The following is a 23,393-nucleotide window of genomic DNA, read 5'->3' as shown; positions in this document are numbered from 1 at the left end:
TGAGTAACTTAGCTGAATCGTAAGCTATTGTTTTTAAATGTATAAAAAAAAAGCTTTTAAATACTTGAAATCGTTGTAGCGCCCTACAATGCTGGGGGTGCTGATGTTCTTAAAGTTTCATAAACAGAGTTATCCACAGAAACCGTGGATAACTCAATCAACCCCACGTTTATAAAGGGCTACAACCGGGTGCTAGATTGTCTGATCATTTGGTTTTTTCCGTTACCAATATGCAAACAGCATTGCATGCCCCTGTTATGTGTATGAAGGTGATTTTTTCTTAGACTAATAACAGTGAGTAGCACACTCAAACAGGTAGCTAACTCATTGATTGTTTTATTTTTGTACAAAACGTTATTGGTGCGGTCAAAATTTATATTATGTTTTAGCGCTAGTTTTAGTTTACGTAACTAATAGGCATTTAGTTCAATCGTTTTAACGTACCAAAATAAAAAGGAGCCATTTATTTTAAATAAGTTAATTATCGCTTTATAAAAATACAGGAAATAGAACGCGTTTTTGCTATTAAAAGCCGTTTTCTTAAATTTTACTCATCACTTTATTAGCTCAAATTACAAACTTCATGCAAATATTACCCTGTTTTTATAAAACAATATCACTGCGCTTTACTTAAATAGTGTTACAAAACGCGCAGATTGCACATAAAAACAACGAATAGACCTCTTTTTTGAATTTATGATCTTTTATATGTTGACACTTTGCTATGCGGTCATTAATATTTCGCCCCGTTGAAAGGCAAGACGCTTCCCCCTTAGCTCAGTTGGTTAGAGCGACGGACTGTTAATCCGCAGGTCCCCCGTTCGAGTCGGGGAGGGGGAGCCAAGTTTTTCAGCCATAAACGATTCCCCCTTAGCTCAGTTGGTTAGAGCGACGGACTGTTAATCCGCAGGTCCCCCGTTCGAGTCGGGGAGGGGGAGCCAAGTTTATGTTTATGATGTAGTTCCCCCTTAGCTCAGTTGGTTAGAGCGACGGACTGTTAATCCGCAGGTCCCCCGTTCGAGTCGGGGAGGGGGAGCCAAGTCATAAAAAGTATATTTTAGTTCCCCCTTAGCTCAGTTGGTTAGAGCGACGGACTGTTAATCCGCAGGTCCCCCGTTCGAGTCGGGGAGGGGGAGCCAATTTACTACAATCACATAGACATACCCTCCAATTTGCTCTACCATTCTTCTTTTAAAATAAAAACTTTTTTGCTTAAAAAACTAACCATTTGATAACTATTGATATCGAGCTATAATTAGTTTAATAATCATGAGGTTGTGTCCTCCCCCATTTGACATAAAAAGATTAAATAATGGCAGCTTTCAAAAAACTTATTCTTATACAACTGTTAGCTTGGCTGGTACTTGTGTCCGCTGGTAGTTATTTTATTAGCCAAAATTTTGATAATGCCATCGGCAATGCTCAAAAAAATGCACAAGCGACCGTTGAGCAATACATTAAAAATCTCTCTGCGACAGATATATCAGCAGAAAATCTTAAAAACACGCTTGCAACTAGTGAAACCTTTTCAAATTTTGTTTTACGTGACTATCAAGGCGTTGAAGTATTTTCGGTTAACAATGCAGTGCAATTACCTTTTATTGCTGAGCTTATTCAATCTAGTAGCAACTCAGTACGTCCTCAGTACGTCACAAATAATAACGCCGATATAAAAATTGAATTTAAATTAAACATTACTCACTTGGGTGAGCAGTTTCAAACCGCGTTTTTTGTTATTTTAATTGTTAGCACCCTACTCGCCCTAATACCTATTATATTGATGAAAACCATTGTTAAGCACATTAACGACAATATATGTACGGACGTTGCTGATGTTATTGATGTATATATTAATCAAAACCAACTAGGTGATGATTTTGCAACTAAAATTGATTCACCTGAGTTAGCTAAGTTGGGGAAAAGTTTAATTCCTAGCTTTAATCGTTTATCACACTTTTTAAAAAGTAAAAACGACAATATAAAAAATGCAGCCCACGATATTAAACGTGAAGCCTACAAAGACGGTGTTACTGAATTAGGTAATCGCAATATGTTTGTTGATTACTACGAAAAAAATATAGAAAACACCGAAATAAGCACATTTGGCTCTTTAGCACTTGTCCGCTGTAGTGAGTTACAGTCAATTAATCAAAGTCGAGGCTATCAAAAAGGTGATGAGTACATTAAGTCGGTTGCAGATATCATAGTAAATATCAGTGGCACCTATTCCGGCAGTCAAGTTTTTAGAGTAAACAGCTCTGACTTTATAATTATATTGCCGAATACCCCGTTAAAAGAAGCTGAAAAATTTGGTGAAAACTTACAATCTCGCTTTACTCAATACATGCAAAACCAAGAGCTTAGCTCGGTTGCAAACACAGGTATTGTGGGTTACGAAAAAGCCAAACCTTTAGGTGAGTTGCTCTCTATCGTTGATAACGCAATGAGTATGGCGCAATCTAAGCAAGCTAATGCGTGGCATGTGCAGCGCGATACTGATCTTGTTAATAATGTGAGCGCAGGGTTTGGTAATCAAAACTGGCGTAAAGTGATTAACGAAGTGATCGAGTCTAAAAGCGTCCATTTAGTGATCCAAAATATTATGCCATTAGGTAAAAGCATTAAAGCCTATGCTGAAATTCAAGCCCGCTTCAAAACAGAAGAAAATCAAGCTTTGCCTACCGCTTCATTTTTAGCAATGGCCGAAAAACTCGATATGGCAATAGAAATTGATAAGTTAATTATAGAATCGTCATTAGAAAGAATAAAATCGAGTAATTTATCTGAAAAATACTTTGGCTTAAATATCACCCCTTCAAGTGCGCACAGTGACCAATTTATGATTTGGTTAGAGCGTCGTTTGCTTAAAGATACCCATATTGCTTCTAAGTTAATTTTTGAGGTGAGTGAATTTGGTCTGCAACAAAACATTAAAGCAAGCAAACGTTTTATTGATATGGTGCATCGCGTTGGAGCCAGAATTACTGTTGAACGCTTTGGTGTAGGACTCACATCATTTAAGTTTTTCAGAGATTTAAAACCAGACTTTATTAAAATGGATGCAAGTTATACCCGAGGCTTAGAGGATGATAAAAATAATCAGTACTTTATGCGTTTAATGGTCGACCTTGCTCACCGAATTGGTGTCAGTGTTTTTGCTGAGGGCGTTGAAAGCCAAGAAGAAAAACACATTGTAGAAACGTTATGCCTAGATGGTGTTCAAGGTTACTACATTGAAAAGCCCAAAGACATCTAACGCCTCTACTCCAATTAACGTAAAAAAAGAGCATGTATGCTCTTTTTTACGTTCTAAAGTGTGCTTTTATGAATTTTCAGCCGTTAAAATGCTGACAGTTTTTTAATTGCAATGTCCCTTGATTTTAACCCTTTACAATTAGCCCATTATTTAACGTTGTTTATTTAACTGATAATCACTCAACGTGTTGTTAATCACAGTAGAAAAAAGGATAATACACGGGATTTTATTAGCGTGAGGCACACATGACAGAATACGTCTTGTTATTAATTGGAACAGTGTTAGTCAACAACTTTGTATTAGTACAATTTTTAGGCCTTTGCCCGTTTATGGGTGTGTCTGGGAAACTTGACACAGCCATAGGTATGTCTTTGGCAACTACCTTTGTGCTAACGCTTGCCTCTGTGACAAGCTATTTAGTAAATGAGTATATTTTATTACCATTGGATATTACCTATCTGAAAACAATGAGCTTTATTTTAGTGATAGCTGTTGTTGTACAATTTACTGAAATGGTTGTCAGAAAAACCAGTCCAACGCTTTACCGGTTACTGGGAATATTTTTACCTTTAATAACCACTAACTGTGCGGTATTGGGTGTTGCTTTATTAAATATCAAAGAAGATCACACGTTTTTACAATCGGCCGTTTATGGCTTTGGTGCTGCGGTGGGTTTTTCATTAGTATTGGTTTTATTTGCTGCATTGCGCGAACGTTTAGCCGCAGCAGACGTACCAACCCCATTTAAAGGTGCCTCAATCGCAATGATAACGGCAGGTTTAATGTCAATGGCCTTCATGGGTTTTACTGGATTAGTGAAGTTTTAATATGACCTTGTTGTACGCTTTAATAGCGCTGGGTTTGCTGGCGTTAATTTTCGGATTAATTTTAGGGTTTGCAGCAGTACGCTTTCGAGTTGAAGGTAATCCTGTTGTAGAACAAATCGACACCATTTTACCGCAAACACAATGCGGCCAATGTGGTTACCCGGGCTGTCGTCCTTATGCAGAAGCCATTGCCAATGGCGATGAAATAAATAAATGTCCTCCAGGTGGTGAAGCGACCGTTAAAAAGCTAGCTGATTTAATGGGGGTTGAGGCTAAACCCCTCGCTGGCGGCGAACAAGCAGATCCGGTTAAAACAGTGGCGTATATCCGCGAAGATGAATGTATTGGCTGTACTAAATGTATTCAAGCCTGCCCTGTTGATGCCATTGTGGGTGCAACACGTCAAATGCATACCGTTCTAATTGACGAATGCACTGGCTGCGATTTGTGCGTTGAACCTTGTCCGGTCGATTGTATTGACATGCTACCTGTTGCACCAACAAAACAAACCTGGAAATGGCAATTAGACGCTATTCCTGTTACCCAAATAGATTAGAGGTTTGAGTGGAAAAGTTACTTGAACAAATAAAAAAAGGCACCGTTTGGGCATTTCCTGGCGGCGTACATCCTCCTCAGCAGAAATCATTATCTAATAGTGCGCCTATAGCCAGACTCCCTTTGCCTGAAAAACTTGTTCTGCCTTTAAAGCAGCACATTGGCGCTAGTGGTAAATTAATAGTTGAAAAAAACCAGCACGTGTTAAAAGGCCAAGCGTTAACAAAGCCATCAGCTAATTGGTCGGTGCCAATACATGCACCGACTTCCGGCACTATTATTGATATTACGCCTATGCCGTCGGCGCACCCTTCGGCATTACCTGAATTAAGCATTATTATTGAGCCCGATGGCAACGATACCTGGTGTGAGTTATCGCCAGTTACAAACCCAGAAACAGCATCACATGATGAACTAGTTGATGTTATACATAATGCGGGTATTTCTGGTATGGGCGGCGCAGGCTTCCCAACCTATGTAAAAGCTGATATTAAACAACCTATTGAATTTTTGATTGTTAATGCGGTTGAGTGTGAACCTTACATCACGGCTGACGATACCTTAATGCGTGAGCACGCCGCTGAAATAGTCAAAGGTATTGAGCTAATGCAGCAGTTACTCAATCCGACGCTGTGTATTATTGGCATTGAAGACAATAAGCCCGAGGCTATCACAGCCATGACAGAAGCGGCGAAGCATAACGAGCATATTTTAATACAAACCGTGCCTACTGTTTACCCTTCTGGCGGTGAAAAACAGCTAATAAAGCTGCTCACTAACCGTGAAGTACCAAACGGCGGTATCCCTGCTGATATCGGCATTTTAGTACATAACACCGGCACTTTATTTGCGATTCAGCAAGCTGTATACGAAGGTAAACCGTTAATTGAACGTGTCGTTACCGTTACCGGTAATACTATACATAATCCTGGCAATGTATGGGCGTTATTAGGTACTGAAATTAAGCACTTACTTGATTGCCAAGGTTTTTCACCGGTGCCACAACAACGCGTGGTCATGGGCGGCCCTATGATGGGCTTTACCTTACCCACAGTTCGTATTGGCGTTGTTAAAACAACAAACTGCATACTTGCCCCAGATCATAAGGAATTAGCAGAGCCTGGCCCAGAAAAAGCCTGTATTCGCTGCAGTGCCTGTGCCGATGCCTGCCCTGCCTCGTTATTGCCACAACAATTACAATGGTTTGCTAAGTCAAAAGAATACGACAAACTCCAAGAGCATAACTTATTTGACTGTATTGAATGTGGTGCCTGTGCCTATGTATGCCCTAGTGAAATACCACTTGTTCAGTATTACCGCGTTGCAAAAGTTGAAATTAAAGAGCAAATTGCCGAGAAGATAAAATCTGATCGCGCTAAAGAGCGCTTTGATGCGCGTAAAGCGCGTTTAGAGCAAGAACAAGCTGAGCGAAAAAATCGCCACAAACGTAAACCTGCCCCTAAATCGACCGAAGAGCAGCAAAAAGTAGCCGATGCCCTTGCTCGCGTTAAAGATAAAACCAGCGATGGTGACAATAAATCAGCTGTAGCAGCGGCAATTGCGCGTGCTAAAGCTAAAAAGCAAGGTGGCGAACTCGAGCCAGATAACAGTGAAGTTGCAAAAGAGCGTGCAGCCCGTAAAGAGCAAGCTCGCCTTTATAAAGAGCAAAAAGCACAAAATAATGGTGATGACGAAGCTGTAGACGACAAGAAGTCAGCAGTTGCAGCCGCTATTGCCCGCGCTAAAGCTAAAAAAGCAGCACAAGCTAATGAGCAAGCAGCAAGCGATGACACTGCAAGTGAATCGCCAGTCGCTGCCGATGATAAAAAAGCCGCGGTAGCCGCTGCTATCGCCCGCGCAAAAGCTAAAAAGGCAGCACAAGCAAATGAGCAGACAGCAACTGATGACACTGCAAGTGAATCTCCAGTTGCTGCCAATGATAAAAAAGCTGCCGTCGCTGCCGCTATTGCCCGTGCTAAAGCCAAAAAAGCAGCACAAGCAAATGAGCAAGCAGTAAGTGAATCACCTGTCGCTGCCGATGATAAAAAAGCTGCCGTCGCTGCCGCCATTGCCCGTGCTAAAGCCAAAAAAGCAGCGCACGCTAATGAGCAAGCGCCAAATGATGACGCAATAAGTGAATCACCTGTCGCCGCCGATGATAAAAAAGCCGCCGTGGCTGCCGCTATTGCCCGTGCTAAAGCCAAAAAAGCAGCACAGGCTGATGAATTAGCAAAACAAAGTGAAAACACTGAGCCACAAAGCAACGATGAATCTTCAGAAGGTTCACAGCAAACAGCTCAAGAAAAAAAGAAAGCCGCCGTAGCCGCCGCTATTGCTCGCGCTAAAGCTAAAAAGCAACAAAAAGAAGGAAATGATCAGTCATGAAACTAACCATGGCCAGTTCACCCCACAATCATAGTCACAAGTCTGTGACACGGTTAATGTTAACTGTGATTGCGGCTTGTATTCCTGGTGTTATTGCGCAAGTTGTATTTTTTGGCACCGGTGTCCTTATCCAATTATTATTAGCGTTAGTGTGTGTAAGCGCGTTTGAAGCAGCCGTTATGTTAATGCGTAAGCGCCCTATTTGGCCTGCATTAAGCGATGGCAGCGCATGGCTAACGGGCGTGCTATTAGCGATTAGTATTCCGCCTTTAGCGCCTTGGTGGGTTATTGTTATGGGGTGTTTGTTTGCCATTGTTATTGTTAAGCAACTTTATGGTGGTTTAGGCTTTAATTTATTTAACCCTGCAATGGCAGCCTATGTACTTTTATTAGTGTCGTTCCCTGTGCAAATGACGGCTTGGTTACCGGTTACAGAGTTACTCAATACGGGCATTACTTTTAGCCAGCAACTTAGTCTAATATTTAGTGACTTTACAACTCTTGGATATAGCTTAGATCAGCTCAGAGTGGGTATTGATGGCAGCACGATGGCCACCCCTCTTGATACCTTAAAAACAGATATTGCTCATAGTCTTACCGTCACTGAAAGTATGCAAAAACCGGTATTTAATGAATGGGTAGGCCTAGGTTGGGGTTGGGTTAATTTAGCCTTCTTACTCGGAGGCCTTTATTTATTAAAAACAAAAGTGATTAACTGGCATATACCAGTGAGTTTTATTGCCAGTTTAAGCCTATGCGCTGCAATTGGTTATATTGCCTCGCCAGGCACTGAGCCGGGTCTGGTGTTTCACTTATTTAGTGGTGCGACTATGCTCGGAGCCTTTTTTATCGCCACCGATCCTGTATCAGCTGCGACCACTAACAGAGGCCGCCTTATTTATGGTGCCGCGATTGGTTTAATTGTGTATTTAATTCGTACTTTTGGTGGCTTTCCGGATGCTGTTGCATTTGCCGTATTACTGATAAATATTGCAGTTCCGCTTATTGATTACTACACACAACCAAGAACCTATGGCCATGGAGCAGTAAAATGATTATTTCTTCAATGGTAAAAAATGGCGCAATATTATGCGGCTTCGCACTCCTTACAACAGGTTTAGTGGCCACCATAAACTCGTTAACGGCCGATAAGATTGCAGAGCAAGAGCAACTGCAATTAACTAATCAGTTACAAGAAGTATTACCACACAGCAAGTACACTAATGAACTTTCTCAAGATTGTGTGATCATATCAGACCCTTTACTTGGGCCATACGACAACCAAGTAATTTACCGTGCACGTAAAGATGACGAGCCCGTTGCATTAGTCATTCGTCATGTCACTCCTAGCGGCTACAGTGGCGATATAAACTTACTTAGCGCGGTATATCGCGATGGCAGCGTTGCTGGTGTAAGGGTTACTAAGCATGAAGAAACCCCTGGTTTGGGCGATAAAGTCGAAATTAAAAAGTCAGACTGGATCACCTCATTTAATTCAAAAACAGTACAAAGCGAAAGTGACACGCGTTGGGCCGTTAAAAAAGATGGCGGTCAGTTTGATCAGTTTACTGGCGCAACCATTACGCCTCGCGCCGTTGTTGGCTCAGTTAAAAATGCGGTAGTGTATGCACAAAATAACTTTGATGATCTTTTTGCAGCAGCGAATGCTTGCCCTGAGGTAACACCATGAGTGAATTAAAAACCCTTTACAAAGAAGGCTTATGGGGAAATAACCCCGCCTTAGTACAGTTATTAGGTTTATGTCCTTTACTTGCTGTTACCTCCACGATTACTAATGCGCTAGGTTTAGGCTTAGCAACCTTGTTAGTTTTAGTGGGCTCTAATATTACCGTATCATTTGTGCGCAATTGGGTGCCTAAAGATATCAGAATACCGGTTTTTGTAATGATCATTGCCGGTTTTGTGACGATCGTGCAGCTGTTAATGAACGCCTACACTTTTGGCCTTTATCAATCTCTGGGGATTTTCATTCCGTTGATTGTGACTAACTGCGCCATTATTGGTCGTGCTGAAGCATTTGCCTCTAAAAATCCAGTGCATTTATCTGCCTTTGATGGCTTGATGATGGGCTTAGGCTTTATGCTGGTACTAGTTGTACTTGGCGCTATGCGAGAGCTGATTGGCCAAGGCACCTTATTCGATGGCGCCGATTTATTACTCGGTCCTTGGGCTTCAGCTTTACGCATCGAAGTATTTAGCTTTGATAGTCAGTTTTTACTGGCCATTTTACCACCAGGCGCATTCTTAGGGCTTGGGCTGCTGATCGCCGCAAAAAACGTCATTGATGCACAAATAAAATCAAAACAAGTAACGCCGCCAGAAGCTGAAAAAGGCCCACGTGCACGTGTTACTAGCTTAACCTAAGGGGAAAACACATTAACTTAATAAAAGCTAATGCGTTTTAAGTGAGATGAATAAAGAAAAACGTTACCAAATACTCACGCGCTTGCGCGATGACAACCCACATCCTGAAACGGAGCTTGAATATTCAAGCCCGTTTGAGTTGCTAGTTGCCGTAACACTCTCAGCACAAGCCACCGATGTAGGGGTAAATAAAGCCACCCGAAAACTCTTTCCAGTGGCAAACACACCGCAAGCTATTTTAGATATTGGCCACGACACACTGCGTGATTACATAAAAACCATCGGCTTATTTAATTCAAAAGCCGCCAATGTATATAAAATGTGCCAAATATTGGTAGATCAGCATAACGGTGAAGTGCCTGAGAATCGTGAAGCCCTAGAAGCCCTACCCGGCGTTGGCCGTAAAACTGCCAATGTGGTACTCAACACCGCCTTCGGCTGGCTAAAGGATAATGAAGGTAGATACTTTTTAGCAGTAGATACTCACATCCAACGTCTTGCAAACCGTTCGGGTTACGCTAAAGGTAAAACTGTTGAGCAGACAGAACAGGCCATAATTAAAAATACGCCAAATAAAAAAGAGTTTATGTTTAACCTCCATCATTGGTTTATTTTACATGGGCGCTATACGTGTACAGCGAGAAAACCAAAATGTGGAAGCTGTATAATCGAGGATTTGTGTGACTATAAAGAGAAAACTGAGTCATAGCTAAGAGTAGTTACTTTTTAGTTAGTATAAACCTTTTAACAGCCACATTTTTTAGTTTCCATTTAATAAGTTGGCTATTTGGTTCTCATATGAGCCTTTATTAGGCCAGCACCAGTTAAATTGAAAATTTGCGTTAACTTAAGAATAATTTGAATTTAAGCAAGGTGTTGCAATTAGATTATGATTTATTAATTAGAGCCCAGCTTAAACCTAAAATTTAAATACAGAATTCATTGGAAGCTATTTCTGGTTTGTGCCAAAAGCAGCCCTTGAGTGACTTAGTGATAAAGGCTGCAATGATACGATTGCTGACATTTCACTATTTCTTTTTATGCCTTCTCATTGCCATTAATAGACTGTCATTTAGCTATCGCAACAACTTTGACCTTCTTGAATTGGCGGGCATTTCACTGTTCCATAAGAGCAATATACGCAACAATCGCCTTTCAAAGGCTTTAGGAGAACTTTGCAAGATTCACATTCATAATACCACTGGCAAGCGTTGGTTGGCATTTCTTCAGTTTTACTGAAGCCACACTCAGGGCAAGTAATGGTAGAATTTAACTCTATACTTTGCATGTTTGCTCCTTCAAAGGTTTAACAATGTCTAATACGGACATTACAATCATCAAACAAATACCTACATAAAACAAATAAGTGCTCCATTCGTATTGCCATAGTGGATAGAGGGTTAACAAAACCGCTATAGGGCCAATAACCCCAAGAATACCTCTCGCATGATTTTGGTTTTTATACCAGTTATACAAATTTACCAACAATGCCAGAGTTGCAAATATAGGTAACAAGGTATTCACAGCAATTCCCTCAAAGTGAGAGAGAAAGCCTAATCCTAATGCTGATGCTAACGAGCCGAGTGCGGGGAAGCACCCCGTACAACTAAGAGCCGCAAGCCAAACACCACCTGAGCTAACTTTATCTAAAATCTTATTAATCATTTTTAACGTCTAACATTATTTGAATGATTTGAGTATGAACTCCGTAGGTAGGTACGGAGTCAATACTATTTTAGCGAATCGATTATTGGGCAGTGGGATTGATCGTTATTGTTGCGGCATGAATTAGTCATTTCTTTTATGACGACTTCTAAGCGTTGAAGGTCAGCTATCTTATTTTGAATTACGTTCAATTTCAGCAAGCCTAGGGATTCTACTTTGGCACAATCGCCATCCATTGACATCAATGAAGCCACTTCTTTTAGAGTAAAGCCAAGTGCTTTGGCCTTACAGATGAATTGTAATTGTTTGGTGATTGAGTCGTCATAGACACGATAACCATTTTGAGGTTTTTGAGGCTGTTTTATCAAGCCTTCCCGCTCATAAAACCGTATAGTTTCTACGCCTATATCAAGTTCTTTAGCCAACTTGCCTATTGTTTTCATCGTCCAACCATAAAATCAACTTTAATCATGACATTAGTATATCAATACGAAGTAAAATTGCTCGAACTACAATGACTGGTTTTCGCTCTTTTGAGGCATTCGCCTCAACACGTTTTGGGGCAAAGGTGAGTTATATTGATAAATCGTCGATGGACAAAAACGTTTTAGAGTATTCATCGCATTGAGCGGCGAACGAAAAGCCCGATTGACACATGAGCAAAGTAATAAGTAGCCATGCCAACCTACGCAGTTTTGATGTGCAATTAAAAATTGGCATTTTCTTATCAACTTTGCGCATTAAGCGCTCGCTGTCTTTCATTTCCAGCATCTTCGAGGATCATTTTTGCCCCGCGCAACACAACGCACGAAACTATCACACCGATAACCAGATCAGGCCATCGAGAATCGAGCCAAAACACCAAAACGCCAGCAGAGATAACACCTAAGTTGGCAATCACATCGTTGGCTGAAAATATCCAGCTTGCCCGCATATGCACTTCTTCATTTCTTTGTTTGCGTATGATCACAAGACAAATGACATTAGCAACCAGTGCAACTGCCCCCATAGCCATCATTAGTCCCGATACAGGTTCGCTACCGTAAATTGACCGTCTTACAATATCAATGATAATCAACACACCCAGTGCCATCTGAAAAAAGCCGCTAATTCTAGCCGCATTGGCTTTGTGCAATAGCGATTTACCAATAGCATAAAGGGCAACACCATAGACAACTGCGTCGGCGAGCATATCAAGTGAATCGGCTATTAATGCGGTTGAATTAGCAAGCAACCCGATCCCCATTTCTATAACAAACATTGTCGCGTTTATTCCCAAAAGCCAATACAAAACCTGTCGTTGAGACTGGTCTTTTATTTCAACTTCGCACCCACATCCGCTCATTAGAAACACACTCTTTACTGATGAATAGTATGAGTATAAAGTCTATACTTGGTATAGAGTCAACGGTTAGGAGAAAAAAATGAAAATTGGTGATGTCGCAAAGACGACAGGTTGTAGTATTCAGACCATTCGTTTTTATGAAAAGAAGGGGCTCTTGCCTGAGCTTAAGCGCTCAAGTGGAAATTATCGTGTCTACGACAAGGGGACTATTGAACAACTCCTGTTTATCAAACAGTGTCGTTCATTAGATATGTCTATCATGGAAGTAAAAACGCTAATGGACAGTCGTTCGAGGCCAGATCAGAGCTGTTCAAATATCAATACGTTAATAGCTAAGCATTTATCAGACGTCATTATTCGCATTGAAGAGCTAAACGTATTAAAGTCATCACTCGAAAATATGGCGTCATCGTGTGACCAAGACAAAACCATTAGGGACTGTGGTATTTTAAATTATTTACACACTTAAAATTTTAAGAAGAACACAATTTCACTGTGCGCGCTCACCTTAACTTGTATCTATCGGCTAACATTCGTCATTTGTGTAGATTTATAAGGCAAAAATCAATAGCCTGAACTTTTGATACTGAGTCAGCCATGCATATTCATATGTGGCCCTACAAAGCGATTTACATCGGAATCAGTCCTGATAATGATGGTCATGCACATCATGCTGTCCAAATTTGCAATCAAGTCCTAATTGCTCAGCCCAGCTCCTGATGATAGACCTGTAATATGAATAGCTTATTGGTTGATTGGAGCGGCGTATACTCCGAAACAAATAATCACTGGGTTGCAATTTAACTTCTTGAATCCAATGGATAATACTTTGTTGTGTTCTCGGAGTTATCTCAAATTGAACTTCGATCCCAGTTTTCTTCTGCGTTAATTGAACCCTTTCAAATACTTGATCGAGAGTAGTGACGTCTCGAACTTTTAAAGAGAGTAAGTCACATGATCTTAGCTTGCTATCTATAGCCAAATTAAGTAAAGCTAATTGCATCAAGTTATTTTGAATTTCAATTCGAGTGCGAATACGCCAAATCTCTTCAAGCTTGAAAGGACGTTTCACACTAGTAGCATTGTGATTTAGTTCTGGTTTCATAGTGACCTCCTATTTAAAAGTCACTATGAGGATAGTGGATGTATTACTGATTAGGATTTGGGCAAAAGTGGCTTAGGATAAGTTGTGAAAAAAAGCTCACATGTGTCTACTGAGTCGATGGCGATTCAAGAAATGATTCAGCCATACTTTCCTAAAAAAATATTTATAGGATACAATGCTCTACTTCAAAGGTACTTCGATAGGCATCATCACTGCACCATTATCTGGCTTATTTTTCTCTTCTACATGAATTGCTAGTGAAAGGTACATAATCGAATTTCGAGCGAGCTTTATCAGCGTCATGAGCCTTGATTCAAATTCGCTCTCTTTTATCAGCACAGAATGACTTGAAAGCTTTTGGTGCTCATAAATTTTTGACTGTGCTTGACGCAAACCTTCATCAAGTAATTTTTTTTTGGTCTCTAGTTCGGCTTTAAGAGTTATATTATGAGCCTTTTTCGCCGAAGCAATTTCACCATACAGCTCTTGAAGTTGTTCTTCAAAGTCACCTATATCACCATTAAGCTTTTCAAGCTGTGATTGCTTAAAAGCTTTACCTGATTGAGTTAGGGTATAACCAAAATCATCAACAATCTTTAAAGAACGATGCTCTATAGCATTTCTAATTTCAGAAAACGCCTTTGCATCAGGATCAAGCCACCGACTGACAGAAGTCGAATCTTTCACATCTCGAATGTCTTTCAGGATGTAGAATAAGGCATGGATAAAGCAATTCTGACTGTCTTTAAGCTTACTGTGTGGTTTCCAGCTCTTACTTCCTTTCAGCTCACTAAAAATACTGTCAAAGCTGATTTTATGATCATACTTGATATCATTCAGATCAAAAAAGCGATTGATAAAGTAAGCAATTTTATCAAATAGCGAGTAAAGCGTTCTGAACGCGCTTTTATAATGACTAGCTTTTAGGTTGGTAATGGAGTGTGACATATCATCAACGTGAGGATATGTTTTGTTGAAGAAATGTGTATGGTCACTAGGTATGTTTCTAGCCGAAAAAATTAGATAACGCGCATAGCAAAAATCGTTCTTTAATTCATCGAAGTTTCCATGATACATAAGCTCTTCATGCATCGATAAAGCGAAGTTTATTTGTTGAGAAAAAGAGGGGAGAGTCATAATGTCTTGATAGACAATTTCAGATACGCAAACGTCATTTAAATCATTTATAAAAAGCCTGTTATCTCCACACCACTTTAAATATTCCCCCTGCTTTCTTGTCTCAACTTCCTCTTCAAATGACTCAAAATAGTCAAAATCTTCTGGTTTAAAAGTATCTTCAAACCATGCTTTAAAATTCATAAAATTGCTGTTTTCTGAATAAGCAATTATTTGCTCAGGATGGAGCTGCTCAAGGCTTTCAAGACCTAAATTTATGAGTAGGTATGCAGTAAAGTAGTGGTAGTGCTTATGACTAGGATCGTAAACATTACTCGCAAGAAAAAGCTCGTTGTTTGCTTTAGATATTATAGAGACAGGATTTTGTATGCAATTAAAGGCATTATCCCATAATGGAATACAGCAGAAAGCACGACCTTGAGAACTTAGATTATTGCCTAAATTGGTTTCAATGCAGCTTTGCAGAAAAAGTTCTTCATCAGTTGGAAAGTTGATTTGTCGTATGACGTATAGAGCTTTTCTGAAAAATATAACGGATTTACTTAGTTCATCAGAAAACCAATCTAGTTTATGGTAACTAAAAATCGCTGCTGAACAATTACCCAATATATAGTAAAAACGAGCTTCATCAACGAGATTTTCAAACTTATAATCAACGCCTAACAACGGTTCTAAGAACGTTTTAATCTTTTCATGATCATTACCTATCAAAAACTCATCAGCCTTCATTGACAGCACTTCAAGAGCAGTTGAATTCAAGACATTTTCTGACATACATATAGCGCGCCGTTAAATTAATTTCACATCATAGTAACGCATTGAGAATTTATATTCATTTTATAACCATAAGTCAAATATGCTAATGGTCTTAACTAACTCAAACTGTGATGCTCACTATGTCAGTAGCTTGGGGGTTGCGCAATATTATGCTATTCCAACCCTGTTCAATCCTTACTGACATTACGAAAAGTAAGTCAAGTGACGATTTGGCTAAGCTAGTTCTCAATCGCTCGCAACTCACTTTGGGGCAGAAACGAGTTAATCATGAATGACTGCTCATGGCACTTAGCCAAACTTCGGCAAAGAGCGAATAGCGGACATCAACGTTCACTTCAGCATTACCGAATACTGAACGGTTTTGAGCTAAAGTTTTTGCGCGGCACATGGAAAAGAACTGCGTAGAGTTTGGTGCCAGATGCAAGTCCATGCTAGGGATTTACTGCTGACTAAATAACTGATCCTAATTGTGATACACCTGCTTCAAGCCATGCTTGCCACCTGGGAACGGAGCCGCTGTGTCCATAAAGTGGTATACCTGCTCCAGTAAGTCATCCATGTTCTTACACTGATGGTTACGGGTTATCGTTTCATGCAACGCATGCCATAGCTTTTCAATTTTGTTGTGCCACGGGCTGTATACCGGTAAAAACAAGAGCTTGAACTTTGGGTTCTCATTCAGCCATTTCTGCGTTTTTTTGCTCTTATGGATGATGTAATTATCCACAATTAGCGTGATACTTTTCGCTCGCCGGTATTGCCCTTTCAGTTGCTCCAACAGCGCAATAAACAAATCACTGGTCTTGCGCTCACCACCAACATAACTGATTTGTCCTGTCTGGCTGTGCAGTGCCCCCGCCAGATAGTGTTTCTTATTCTGGCCGGGTGTAGCTACCTTACGCTGTTTACCTTTAAAGCCCCAGTCGGCACCAATCTTCGGATTCAGGTGGATATCCACCTCATCCTGATAAAACACCGGATGGTCCACGCTGCAATTTTCAAGTGCCTCCCGCATGGCTGCTAACTTAGCTTCTTTATCTGGGTCTTGGATATACAGCGTCGGTGCCGCACGACGCCAGACGATGCCGACTTGTGGCAACCACCGCCTGAGAGTTGAGCTATGAATAACGATACGGTAAAGCTTATGCAGTAGCAGTGCGAATAATTCACTACTCCAACGCGACCGCTGATAACCCAGTGTCCTGGGTACATGGTTCACCAACAGTTTTAAAACACCGCAGATAAAGCCTTTGGGCTGACTTGGTGGTCGCCCAGCACCCTTGGTTTTAAGGCCATCTATACCTGCTGCTTCATACCAGGTTACCCACCGGTTTACTGATGAACGGCCTGCTTGCAAAACACGGGCTACTTGCGACTTGGTTTCACCTTTTAGCACCAATAACACCGCATTTGCCCGGCGGCACAGGTCTTTATCTCGGGTTTTATGTACAATTTTCTTCAAGCGGCGGGTTTCTGCGCCGTATAAAAATGCTATTTTGTTCATACTCAATGCGGTTGTTGATTGGTTATGTTTGGCGACTGATCTGATCGCGCAAACCGCATTGAGTTCCCTTCCTCGGGTGATCTACTATTTGGAACAGCTATTTAGGATGCCAGCCCATACCTTTCTAATTCATATGTAACATTTTTTCTGTCGTACTGGCATCAAGATAACCAGAACTGAGCAAACAATCTCAAAGGTTGTACAAAATAACACTAAAGTTTTTTCATTAAGTTTTATTGTTATGCTCTTGTGGTGGCTTTCGCCACCACTTTATTAGTTTTCAAGTTCCACCATATCTTTCGCTGCAATGTCACCAGACACTAGCTTTACAGTTGCGAAATGATCATTCACAATTTTAGTAATTTGTACCGTTCCTACCTTTTCGATAGTGTAGGGATCTTCACCTTCACTCAATACTATTCTTTCATGGAATCTAATAACACTGTATTTTTGCCCAACCTCTGCGCCATGCTTAGCACCAATACAGATTAGAGTTCGATTATCAGAACTTTCTACTACCTGACCTCTCATCATGTATTTATGATAAAAAGTGGTATTGGAACAACCCACTAAATATAAACCGAATGTAAGCAATAAAAGAGCTTTTATATAGGGTGTTTTCATCACTGTTACCTCATTTGACTAACTAATTATCTATACACTTTTTTATGAATTCATTTGTTTTTCCGGCCAGCCCCCGAAGGTGCTTGATGACAACTCCAAGGCTTATGAACAGAGTTATCTTTGATGTTCTGATCAACAAATTTATAGTAACTTTCTTTAGTATGTGTCCACCAATCATCATGAACATCTGCGCCATACTTACGGATTACCTCCTCAATCCCATCAAGGCTTACGTTTGCGGCATCATAGGCAAGGTGTATTTCACCTTCTTTGATGTTGTAACTAACTTCATCTATACCAAAAAGCTGATCTATTTCTTTTACTAACTCGTCACAGCTTTCTTCTGTGACATTGCTAAGCTTTAGGTTTCGAACAACTAAATTTTGCTCTTTAACGCCAACTCTATGATTTAAATCGCTCATAATTTTTCTCCTAATGTTTGTGTGAATGCTGTTGATTGCTATCTTTCATTTCTTCCATTTTACGGTTCATCTGCGGCATCATGTTCCCCATCATTTCTAAATGATGTTCAGCCATCTTGATTTGTTGATGCATTGGCATTTCTTCCATGTTTTTGTGCATGGATTGCATCATCTTCATCATTGAACGGTGATGTTCAACCATCATCTGCTGTTGCTTTTCAGGATCTTTTTCAGTTTTAATGGCATGGACTTCCTTTTTCATTTCCATCATCTTTTTGTGCATTTCTCCCATGTTCTCATGTGGTATTGCCATGCCTTGATGCATATCAGCTTTGTTCGCACCTTCATGCTTATGCTCATTGTTTTGGGCAAATGAGCTAGTGGTTATAAGTAGTGAACTAATAAATAAAATTGATTTAGTTAACGTTTTCATGATTTTTACCTTCTACACTTTTATTAAAATTTGGGATCCAACTTGGTGTCGATTCCATATACCTGTGGTACTCCGAACCAAACTCAGCAATCGCTTGTGCTTCTTCGCGTTTCGCTAGCTTGACGTAAACAACGACTAAGATCGGAAACATCGCAAGTGTTGGGATTGTCGGCCACTGCAATAAAAAGCCGAACATGATTAGAATGAAAGCTACATACTGTGGGTGGCGACACCTTGCATACCATCCAGTTGTAGCCAATTGATGATGTTTTTGCGCGTGATGCAATACATTCCATGCTGAAGACAACATAAAGAAACCTGCAACAATTAACACCATACTCACTATATGAAATGGGTCCCAATGGGCATCACCTTGAAATCCAAAGAAAGTATGTAATAAATGCCCATTTTCATGCGCAAAGAAATTTACTTCTGGATAGGTCTCCGTCAGCCACCCCGACAGAAAATAGATAGTTAAAGGAAAGCCATACATTTCAGTAAATAGGGCAACAATAAAGGCAGAGAACGCGCTTAGACTTCTCCAATCAGTTGATGTTTTTGGTTTGACAAAACTAAAGGCAAAAAAGATAAAAATTGCTGAGTTCAGTATCACCATTGACCATAAGTCATAATCATATGTTTCATTCATCACTGCTTTCCTTTTTATGTGATTCCTTACGTGCCTTTTCTAACCCTTGTATGTAGCCATCGTGATAGGCTGCATTTTTATCCGTGAGTTCTTGAAAGCTCTCTTCCTTTTTTTCATCAGGCGCATGTGAATGATCGTGACCATGTTTACCATGACTGCCATGCATAAATACGTGCATCAAGGGGCATAGCAATAAAATCAAGTAGGGAAGAAATTGCAGCATATGTTGACCATGCTCAAGCACTAAGAAGTAGGTCACTGCGGCAATAAGTGCCAGTGCAGCCCAGCCTGTAGGTGTTGACCAAAAATTAGGGTGTTGATTTTTCATATTGCCCTCCTAAACGACTTTTAAGACACCGCGATACATTTGCATCTGACAGTGAAACTCATGCTCTCCCGGTGATAAGTTCAATAGGGTAATTTGAGTAATTTCATTTAATTTAAGCTGTTCGCTTATATCCAATGAAGGAATAAGCATTGTTTCAGCGCAGGGGGATTGATCTTTGCGCATAAACTTCAGAGTGACAGGTTGGCTAGCAGACACCTGAATTGAGGATGGGGAATACACACCATCCCTCACTTCAATGAGTACTTCATTACCTTGAACGATTGTTTTATTGGGTTTATATAGCCAAAACCACCAAACAATCAGCGCGATTAACATTAAGCCTAATAAGTTAATAACCATCATTGTGATTCTCCTTAATGCTCTTTTGCTTTAAAAAAGCGAAGTCGATTTGCATTTGACACTACAGTCAATGACGAAAACGCCATTGCAGCACCTGCAATTACAGGGCTAAGCAGAATGCCAAAGAAGGGATATAGAACCCCCGCAGCAAAAGGAATCCCGGCTACGTTATAGACAAACGCGCCAAACAAGTTTTGTTTGATATTTCGTAAAGTAGCTTTGCTTACCGCTATGGCATCAGCAAGGCCATGAAGTGAACCACGCATTAGGGTAATGTCAGCACTTTCGATAGCTACATCAGTCCCTGTGCCTATGGCGAAGCCAACATCGGCTAACGCTAGCGCAGGAGCATCGTTGATGCCATCTCCTGTCATACCAACAATTTCGCCGCCTTCTTGTAGCTCTTTCACCTTGTTGGCTTTATCTTCTGGCAGCACTTCAGCAAGAAACTCACTAATACCCACTTTTTTAGCTACGGCGGCAGCGGTTTCCTTGTTATCACCCGTTAACATGATGACGCGTATACCATTAGCCTGAAGCCGTTTGATAGCAGAGATTGAGTCTGACTTGATAGGATCTGCAACAGCAATGATTGCTGCAAGTTCACCATCTACAGCAAAGTACATAGGTGTTTTGGCTTCTTTGGCTAAAGACTGTGCTTGTTCAACAAAGCCTGTGAGGTCTATGCCTTTTAACTTCATTAGTTTATCGTTTCCGAAAAGCAGGGCTTTGTTGTTGCAGCTTGCTTCTACACCAAAACCCGTAATGGCGTTAAAGGCTTCAATTTTTAGTAACTCAATATCCTGATCTAACGCACTTTCAACAATCGCTTGCGCTAAAGGATGCTCTGAGCCGCTTTCTAAACTTGCTGCAAGCTGTAGTACGTCTTTTTCGTCAGTAGCTTTTGCTAAAATAATATCGGTTACCTTAGGTGCCCCTTCAGTAATAGTGCCCGTTTTATCTAAAATCATGGCAGTGATTTTAGAGGCGGTTTGCAGTGCCTCACCGTTGCGAATAAGCACTCCGGCTTCTGCTGCTTTTCCTACTCCCACCATGACAGACATGGGTGTTGCCAAGCCTAAAGCACACGGGCAGGCAATAATAAGCACAGTAGTTGCTGAAACGATGGCAAAAGCAATGGCTGGCTCAGGTCCAAAGTTAAGCCATGCTAGCGCACTTAACACAGAGGTGATCATCACGACAGGTACGAAAAAAGCTGAAATAACATCGGCCAAACGGCCAATCGGCGGTTTCGAATTTTGTGCTCGTTTCACCATATTGATGATCTGTGCAAGCGCCGTGTCTTTACCAACGCGTGTGGCTCTAAATAAAATCATGCCTGATTTGTTCAAAGTACCTGCGACAACCTCATCTTCTTCAGCTTTTTCAGCAGGCATAGGTTCGCCTGTCAGCATGGACTCATCAATAGAGGTGTGTCCTTCCAATACCACGCCATCGACGGGAATTTTTTCACCCGGTTTTACCTTCACAATATCGTTAAATAAAACCTGCTCAATACCTATCTGAACTTCTTTGTTGTCACGAACCACGGTTGCTGTTTTGGCTTGCAAGCCGATAAGACGTTTAATGGCCTCAGAGGTTTTACCTCTGGCTTTGATTTCTAATGCTAAACCTAAATCAATTAAGCCAATGATCATGGCGGTAGCTTCAAAATAAACATGCCGTGCCATCAATGGAACAGCGTCAGGTGCAAACACGACAACCATCGAATACAACCAAGCCGTGCCTGTTCCTAAAGCAATTAGGGTGTCCATATTGGCTGAATGATTTTTGAAGCTCTTCCATGCTCCTACATAGAAATGCTTGCCTGAAAAATACATAACACCAAAAGTTAAAATGCCTACAACCAACCAAGAAATTCGTTCAAGGTTTGTTTCAACCGTCATTTCTCCAACTACAATGCTGTAGATCATCAAAGGAACGCCGAGTGAAAGGGCAATAAACGTATCGCGCATTAGCTTTTTGTAATATGCAAAATCCGCAGCCTCTTTCTCATCAAGCGCATCTGTTGCTGAGCTATCATCAATTGGCTTCGCGTTATACCCCACTGACTCAACAGCTTTGATCAACTCTTTTGTTTTAGCTGTCCCATAAACTGTTACTGTCCTATCAGCAAAATTCATTTCCGCACTGACGACTCCAAGAGTTGCCTTCAACGCCCCTTCAATTTTGCCTACACAGCTAGCACACCCAGCACCTTCAATGATAAGCTGTTGGTTATGTGATACTTTCTCCAACGTATTCTCCTTACTTTTACACGAAGAGGATTGAGCTTTTGCCTGACAGCAACAGCCTGATTCAGTTTTTATATTTGTGTTAGTAGCCACCCTTTTTCCTCCTATGCTTTTTTAATTTGCTCAAAGTTTTCGATGAGATGACAAACCATGTTTGCAGTCGGTGCTTTGTCTTCCATTTCTTCCCATCGAGAAAGCGCAGAAGACATTTTTCCTCGAAGTGCCAACATTGCTTGAAACTGCTTTTCTGTTTCTTCAAGCCGCTCTTTGATCAGGCTTCTGACTAATGGGCACGCACTTTTACCATCTTCAGATTCATTAATAATTTCCTTGATATCTGCAACGGAAAAACCAAGGTTTCTGGCACTTAAAATGAATTTAAGTCTCGATACTTCTTTATTCGAGTATGACTTGTAGCCGTTCACTGACTTAGCAGGTTTTAACAATCCTAATCTGGTGTAATAGCGCACCGTATCAGCAGTCGTTCCAAGGCTTTTTGCCAGCTCCGCAACTTTCATATTCACTCCTCAGTTTTTTAGCTAAGTTTGTACTCTCATCTTCAGCTTAGACCTGTGTCTAAGACACAGGTCAAGTACTAATTCTAGTGAATAAGCTAAAAACTAATTTTTTGGTAAAAGAGAAATCTCGGTCAAAATCGACAGCATTAAGTACTGTAAATAGCAATAGTTTGAGCATGTTCATCATGCCTCCAAAAAATATTGTGCTAATTGTTCAAAACGGTTGGTAATTTAAACCAATCAGTAAATCGTTTTATTTTTGATGGGACTGGCGAAAAAAAGGCGCACTGATCCCGTGATTAGCCAATAATTGGTGGACGATAAAGTAAGAGATGGATACCAGATTTTGGTAGGGGTATACGCTGTAGAATTAGCTCAGAATGAATATTGCAAATACCTTCGTCTTGCGCTTCCACAAGATAGGCATTTAAATGAAAGCTTGTACAAAAACCGCCTTCACAACAAACACAATCACCAGCTTTACATTTTTCACAGTCTTCATCACCATGACGGTTTTTAGAATCTTGCGAATTTTCAGTGTGATAGTGACTATTGTCATTCATTGATTGATGATGCATATTTTTGCTTGGTTGTATAATATGCGTGTCGGAAGATCCATTTTGATGTTCTTCACAATTCATTGGTTTAGCAATAGCAAAGCCATGCTGCGTAAGCAACAGAGTAATTACCACTATTTTAAACCACTTGAAAAGTCCAAACATTTTAATTCCTTATTTATCACCTACAATATTAGCCACTTTATAAAAATAATTTTATGATCTTGATCAACCTTTGAACTAAAACCTAAACTTTTTACTTTTTACTTTTTACTTTTTACTTTTTACTTTTTACTTTTTACTTTT

The 23,393-nt window shown here is 40.5% G+C and carries 25 protein-coding genes and 4 tRNA genes; 13 read left to right on the top strand and 16 right to left on the bottom strand.

The window, feature by feature from the left end; all coding sequences use genetic code 11:
• Positions 1-766: 766 nt before the first annotated feature.
• The 12 genes from A9479_RS06555 to nth all read left to right on the top strand — a co-directional run bounded on the left by A9479_RS06555 (position 767) and on the right by nth (position 10,117).
• A tRNA-Asn gene (locus tag A9479_RS06555) sits at positions 767-843 on the top strand.
• A 21-nt stretch (positions 844-864) separates the two neighbouring features.
• Positions 865-941, top strand: a tRNA-Asn gene (locus A9479_RS06550).
• Positions 942-962: 21 nt separating this feature from the next.
• Positions 963-1,039, top strand: a tRNA-Asn gene (locus A9479_RS06545).
• A 23-nt stretch (positions 1,040-1,062) separates the two neighbouring features.
• Positions 1,063-1,139 (top strand) — tRNA-Asn (locus tag A9479_RS06540).
• Positions 1,140-1,312: 173 nt separating this feature from the next.
• On the top strand, positions 1,313-3,256 hold the full coding sequence (locus tag A9479_RS06535; RefSeq protein WP_064662977.1) for a GGDEF domain-containing protein: 1,944 nt from the start codon (positions 1,313-1,315) through the stop codon (positions 3,254-3,256).
• 245 nt (positions 3,257-3,501) lie between these two features.
• Positions 3,502-4,083 carry an electron transport complex subunit RsxA gene (gene rsxA / locus A9479_RS06530; protein WP_008115244.1) on the top strand — a complete coding sequence of 194 codons (582 nt, stop codon included), beginning with the start codon at positions 3,502-3,504 and terminating at the stop codon, positions 4,081-4,083.
• A 1-nt stretch (position 4,084) separates the two neighbouring features.
• Positions 4,085-4,639, top strand: coding sequence for an electron transport complex subunit RsxB (gene rsxB / locus A9479_RS06525; RefSeq protein WP_013465282.1), 555 nt, complete (start codon positions 4,085-4,087; stop codon positions 4,637-4,639).
• An 8-nt stretch (positions 4,640-4,647) separates the two neighbouring features.
• Entirely contained in the window at positions 4,648-7,023 is a 2,376-nt protein-coding gene (rsxC, locus tag A9479_RS06520) for an electron transport complex subunit RsxC (protein WP_064662976.1), read from the top strand.
• Positions 7,020-8,078 (top strand): electron transport complex subunit RsxD, encoded by a 1,059-nt coding sequence (gene rsxD / locus A9479_RS06515; protein WP_064662975.1) that lies wholly within the window; start codon positions 7,020-7,022, stop codon positions 8,076-8,078. The genes rsxC and rsxD overlap by 4 nt, the downstream gene beginning before the upstream one ends.
• A complete protein-coding gene (gene rsxG / locus A9479_RS06510) occupies positions 8,075-8,713 on the top strand; it encodes an electron transport complex subunit RsxG (RefSeq protein ID WP_036954083.1) in 639 nt (212 codons plus the stop codon). The genes rsxD and rsxG overlap by 4 nt, the downstream gene beginning before the upstream one ends.
• Positions 8,710-9,408 (top strand): electron transport complex subunit E, encoded by a 699-nt coding sequence (locus A9479_RS06505; protein ID WP_028835009.1) that lies wholly within the window; start codon positions 8,710-8,712, stop codon positions 9,406-9,408. The genes rsxG and A9479_RS06505 overlap by 4 nt, the downstream gene beginning before the upstream one ends.
• Before the next feature lie 46 nt (positions 9,409-9,454).
• Complete coding sequence (nth, locus tag A9479_RS06500; RefSeq protein ID WP_064662974.1) at positions 9,455-10,117, top strand: endonuclease III; 663 nt, start codon at positions 9,455-9,457, stop codon at positions 10,115-10,117.
• A gap of 363 nt (positions 10,118-10,480) precedes the next feature.
• Here nth and A9479_RS20080 read toward each other — a convergent pair whose 3' ends face one another.
• From A9479_RS20080 to A9479_RS06485, 4 genes are all read right to left on the bottom strand, one after another.
• Entirely contained in the window at positions 10,481-10,696 is a 216-nt protein-coding gene (locus A9479_RS20080) for a GDCCVxC domain-containing (seleno)protein (protein ID WP_076916053.1), read from the bottom strand.
• Positions 10,684-11,073, bottom strand: a complete 390-nt coding sequence (merC, locus tag A9479_RS06495) for an organomercurial transporter MerC (RefSeq protein WP_024601094.1) — start codon at positions 11,071-11,073, stop codon at positions 10,684-10,686. Before merC ends, A9479_RS20080 begins: the two co-directional genes overlap by 13 nt.
• Positions 11,074-11,138: 65 nt before the next feature.
• Positions 11,139-11,516 (bottom strand): MerR family transcriptional regulator, encoded by a 378-nt coding sequence (locus tag A9479_RS06490; protein WP_010557530.1) that lies wholly within the window; start codon positions 11,514-11,516, stop codon positions 11,139-11,141.
• 284 nt (positions 11,517-11,800) lie between these two features.
• On the bottom strand, positions 11,801-12,418 hold the full coding sequence (locus tag A9479_RS06485; protein ID WP_010554767.1) for a cation transporter: 618 nt from the start codon (positions 12,416-12,418) through the stop codon (positions 11,801-11,803).
• Positions 12,419-12,497: 79 nt separating this feature from the next.
• On the opposite strand from A9479_RS06485, the gene cadR reads away from it, so the two are divergent.
• Positions 12,498-12,887 (top strand): Cd(II)/Pb(II)-responsive transcriptional regulator, encoded by a 390-nt coding sequence (cadR, locus tag A9479_RS06480; protein ID WP_024606396.1) that lies wholly within the window; start codon positions 12,498-12,500, stop codon positions 12,885-12,887.
• A gap of 171 nt (positions 12,888-13,058) precedes the next feature.
• Here the strand turns inward: cadR and A9479_RS06475 are convergent, their stop codons facing one another.
• From A9479_RS06475 to A9479_RS06420, 12 genes are all read right to left on the bottom strand, one after another.
• A complete protein-coding gene (locus A9479_RS06475) occupies positions 13,059-13,523 on the bottom strand; it encodes a tyrosine-type recombinase/integrase (protein ID WP_082918299.1) in 465 nt (154 codons plus the stop codon).
• A gap of 180 nt (positions 13,524-13,703) precedes the next feature.
• Positions 13,704-15,434: an LA2681 family HEPN domain-containing protein gene (locus tag A9479_RS06470; protein ID WP_064662973.1), complete on the bottom strand. Its 1,731-nt coding sequence runs from the start codon at positions 15,432-15,434 to the stop codon at positions 13,704-13,706.
• Between the two features lie 466 nt (positions 15,435-15,900).
• On the bottom strand, positions 15,901-16,941 hold the full coding sequence (locus tag A9479_RS06465; RefSeq protein ID WP_010558023.1) for an IS630 family transposase: 1,041 nt from the start codon (positions 16,939-16,941) through the stop codon (positions 15,901-15,903).
• A 273-nt stretch (positions 16,942-17,214) separates the two neighbouring features.
• Complete coding sequence (locus tag A9479_RS06460) at positions 17,215-17,565, bottom strand: hypothetical protein (protein WP_004589646.1); 351 nt, start codon at positions 17,563-17,565, stop codon at positions 17,215-17,217.
• Positions 17,566-17,615: 50 nt separating this feature from the next.
• Positions 17,616-17,987 carry a hypothetical protein gene (locus A9479_RS06455; protein ID WP_008467865.1) on the bottom strand — a complete coding sequence of 124 codons (372 nt, stop codon included), beginning with the start codon at positions 17,985-17,987 and terminating at the stop codon, positions 17,616-17,618.
• A gap of 10 nt (positions 17,988-17,997) precedes the next feature.
• A complete protein-coding gene (locus tag A9479_RS06450) occupies positions 17,998-18,420 on the bottom strand; it encodes a hypothetical protein (RefSeq protein WP_008467863.1) in 423 nt (140 codons plus the stop codon).
• Positions 18,404-19,069, bottom strand: coding sequence for an isoprenylcysteine carboxylmethyltransferase family protein (locus A9479_RS06445; protein WP_010558024.1), 666 nt, complete (start codon positions 19,067-19,069; stop codon positions 18,404-18,406). Before A9479_RS06445 ends, A9479_RS06450 begins: the two co-directional genes overlap by 17 nt.
• Positions 19,062-19,397, bottom strand: a complete 336-nt coding sequence (locus A9479_RS06440; RefSeq protein ID WP_016899208.1) for a DUF2933 domain-containing protein — start codon at positions 19,395-19,397, stop codon at positions 19,062-19,064. Before A9479_RS06440 ends, A9479_RS06445 begins: the two co-directional genes overlap by 8 nt.
• A gap of 9 nt (positions 19,398-19,406) precedes the next feature.
• Positions 19,407-19,760, bottom strand: coding sequence for a cupredoxin domain-containing protein (locus A9479_RS06435; RefSeq protein WP_004589267.1), 354 nt, complete (start codon positions 19,758-19,760; stop codon positions 19,407-19,409).
• An 11-nt stretch (positions 19,761-19,771) separates the two neighbouring features.
• Positions 19,772-22,015, bottom strand: coding sequence for a heavy metal translocating P-type ATPase (locus tag A9479_RS06430; RefSeq protein ID WP_008467856.1), 2,244 nt, complete (start codon positions 22,013-22,015; stop codon positions 19,772-19,774).
• 101 nt (positions 22,016-22,116) lie between these two features.
• Complete coding sequence (locus A9479_RS06425; RefSeq protein ID WP_008467855.1) at positions 22,117-22,530, bottom strand: MerR family transcriptional regulator; 414 nt, start codon at positions 22,528-22,530, stop codon at positions 22,117-22,119.
• 299 nt (positions 22,531-22,829) lie between these two features.
• Positions 22,830-23,252 (bottom strand): hypothetical protein, encoded by a 423-nt coding sequence (locus A9479_RS06420; RefSeq protein WP_010558026.1) that lies wholly within the window; start codon positions 23,250-23,252, stop codon positions 22,830-22,832.
• Between the last annotated feature and the right edge of the window lie 141 nt (positions 23,253-23,393).

The organism is Pseudoalteromonas sp. MQS005 (genome assembly GCF_001661605.1).
Lineage (GTDB): Bacteria > Pseudomonadota > Gammaproteobacteria > Enterobacterales > Alteromonadaceae > Pseudoalteromonas > Pseudoalteromonas tetraodonis.
The sequence above is the reverse complement of the archived record's forward strand: the minus strand, read 5'-3'. Positions and strand labels throughout refer to the sequence as shown.

Coding starts and splice junctions, on each gene's coding strand:
- A9479_RS06535 (WP_064662977.1), top strand. CDS start 1,313: ATGGCAGCTTTCAAAAAACTTATTCTTATACAACTGTTAGCTTGGCTG.
- rsxA (WP_008115244.1), top strand. CDS start 3,502: ATGACAGAATACGTCTTGTTATTAATTGGAACAGTGTTAGTCAACAAC.
- rsxB (WP_013465282.1), top strand. CDS start 4,085: ATGACCTTGTTGTACGCTTTAATAGCGCTGGGTTTGCTGGCGTTAATT.
- rsxD (WP_064662975.1), top strand. CDS start 7,020: ATGAAACTAACCATGGCCAGTTCACCCCACAATCATAGTCACAAGTCT.
- rsxG (WP_036954083.1), top strand. CDS start 8,075: ATGATTATTTCTTCAATGGTAAAAAATGGCGCAATATTATGCGGCTTC.
- A9479_RS06505 (WP_028835009.1), top strand. CDS start 8,710: ATGAGTGAATTAAAAACCCTTTACAAAGAAGGCTTATGGGGAAATAAC.
- nth (WP_064662974.1), top strand. CDS start 9,455: ATGAATAAAGAAAAACGTTACCAAATACTCACGCGCTTGCGCGATGAC.
- A9479_RS20080 (WP_076916053.1), bottom strand. CDS start 10,696: ATGCAAAGTATAGAGTTAAATTCTACCATTACTTGCCCTGAGTGTGGC.
- merC (WP_024601094.1), bottom strand. CDS start 11,073: ATGATTAATAAGATTTTAGATAAAGTTAGCTCAGGTGGTGTTTGGCTT.
- A9479_RS06490 (WP_010557530.1), bottom strand. CDS start 11,516: ATGAAAACAATAGGCAAGTTGGCTAAAGAACTTGATATAGGCGTAGAA.
- A9479_RS06485 (WP_010554767.1), bottom strand. CDS start 12,418: ATGAGCGGATGTGGGTGCGAAGTTGAAATAAAAGACCAGTCTCAACGA.
- cadR (WP_024606396.1), top strand. CDS start 12,498: ATGAAAATTGGTGATGTCGCAAAGACGACAGGTTGTAGTATTCAGACC.
- A9479_RS06475 (WP_082918299.1), bottom strand. CDS start 13,523: ATGAAACCAGAACTAAATCACAATGCTACTAGTGTGAAACGTCCTTTC.
- A9479_RS06470 (WP_064662973.1), bottom strand. CDS start 15,434: ATGTCAGAAAATGTCTTGAATTCAACTGCTCTTGAAGTGCTGTCAATG.
- A9479_RS06465 (WP_010558023.1), bottom strand. CDS start 16,941: ATGAACAAAATAGCATTTTTATACGGCGCAGAAACCCGCCGCTTGAAG.
- A9479_RS06460 (WP_004589646.1), bottom strand. CDS start 17,565: ATGAAAACACCCTATATAAAAGCTCTTTTATTGCTTACATTCGGTTTA.
- A9479_RS06455 (WP_008467865.1), bottom strand. CDS start 17,987: ATGAGCGATTTAAATCATAGAGTTGGCGTTAAAGAGCAAAATTTAGTT.
- A9479_RS06450 (WP_008467863.1), bottom strand. CDS start 18,420: ATGAAAACGTTAACTAAATCAATTTTATTTATTAGTTCACTACTTATA.
- A9479_RS06445 (WP_010558024.1), bottom strand. CDS start 19,069: ATGAATGAAACATATGATTATGACTTATGGTCAATGGTGATACTGAAC.
- A9479_RS06440 (WP_016899208.1), bottom strand. CDS start 19,397: ATGAAAAATCAACACCCTAATTTTTGGTCAACACCTACAGGCTGGGCT.
- A9479_RS06435 (WP_004589267.1), bottom strand. CDS start 19,760: ATGATGGTTATTAACTTATTAGGCTTAATGTTAATCGCGCTGATTGTT.
- A9479_RS06425 (WP_008467855.1), bottom strand. CDS start 22,530: ATGAAAGTTGCGGAGCTGGCAAAAAGCCTTGGAACGACTGCTGATACG.
- A9479_RS06420 (WP_010558026.1), bottom strand. CDS start 23,252: ATGTTTGGACTTTTCAAGTGGTTTAAAATAGTGGTAATTACTCTGTTG.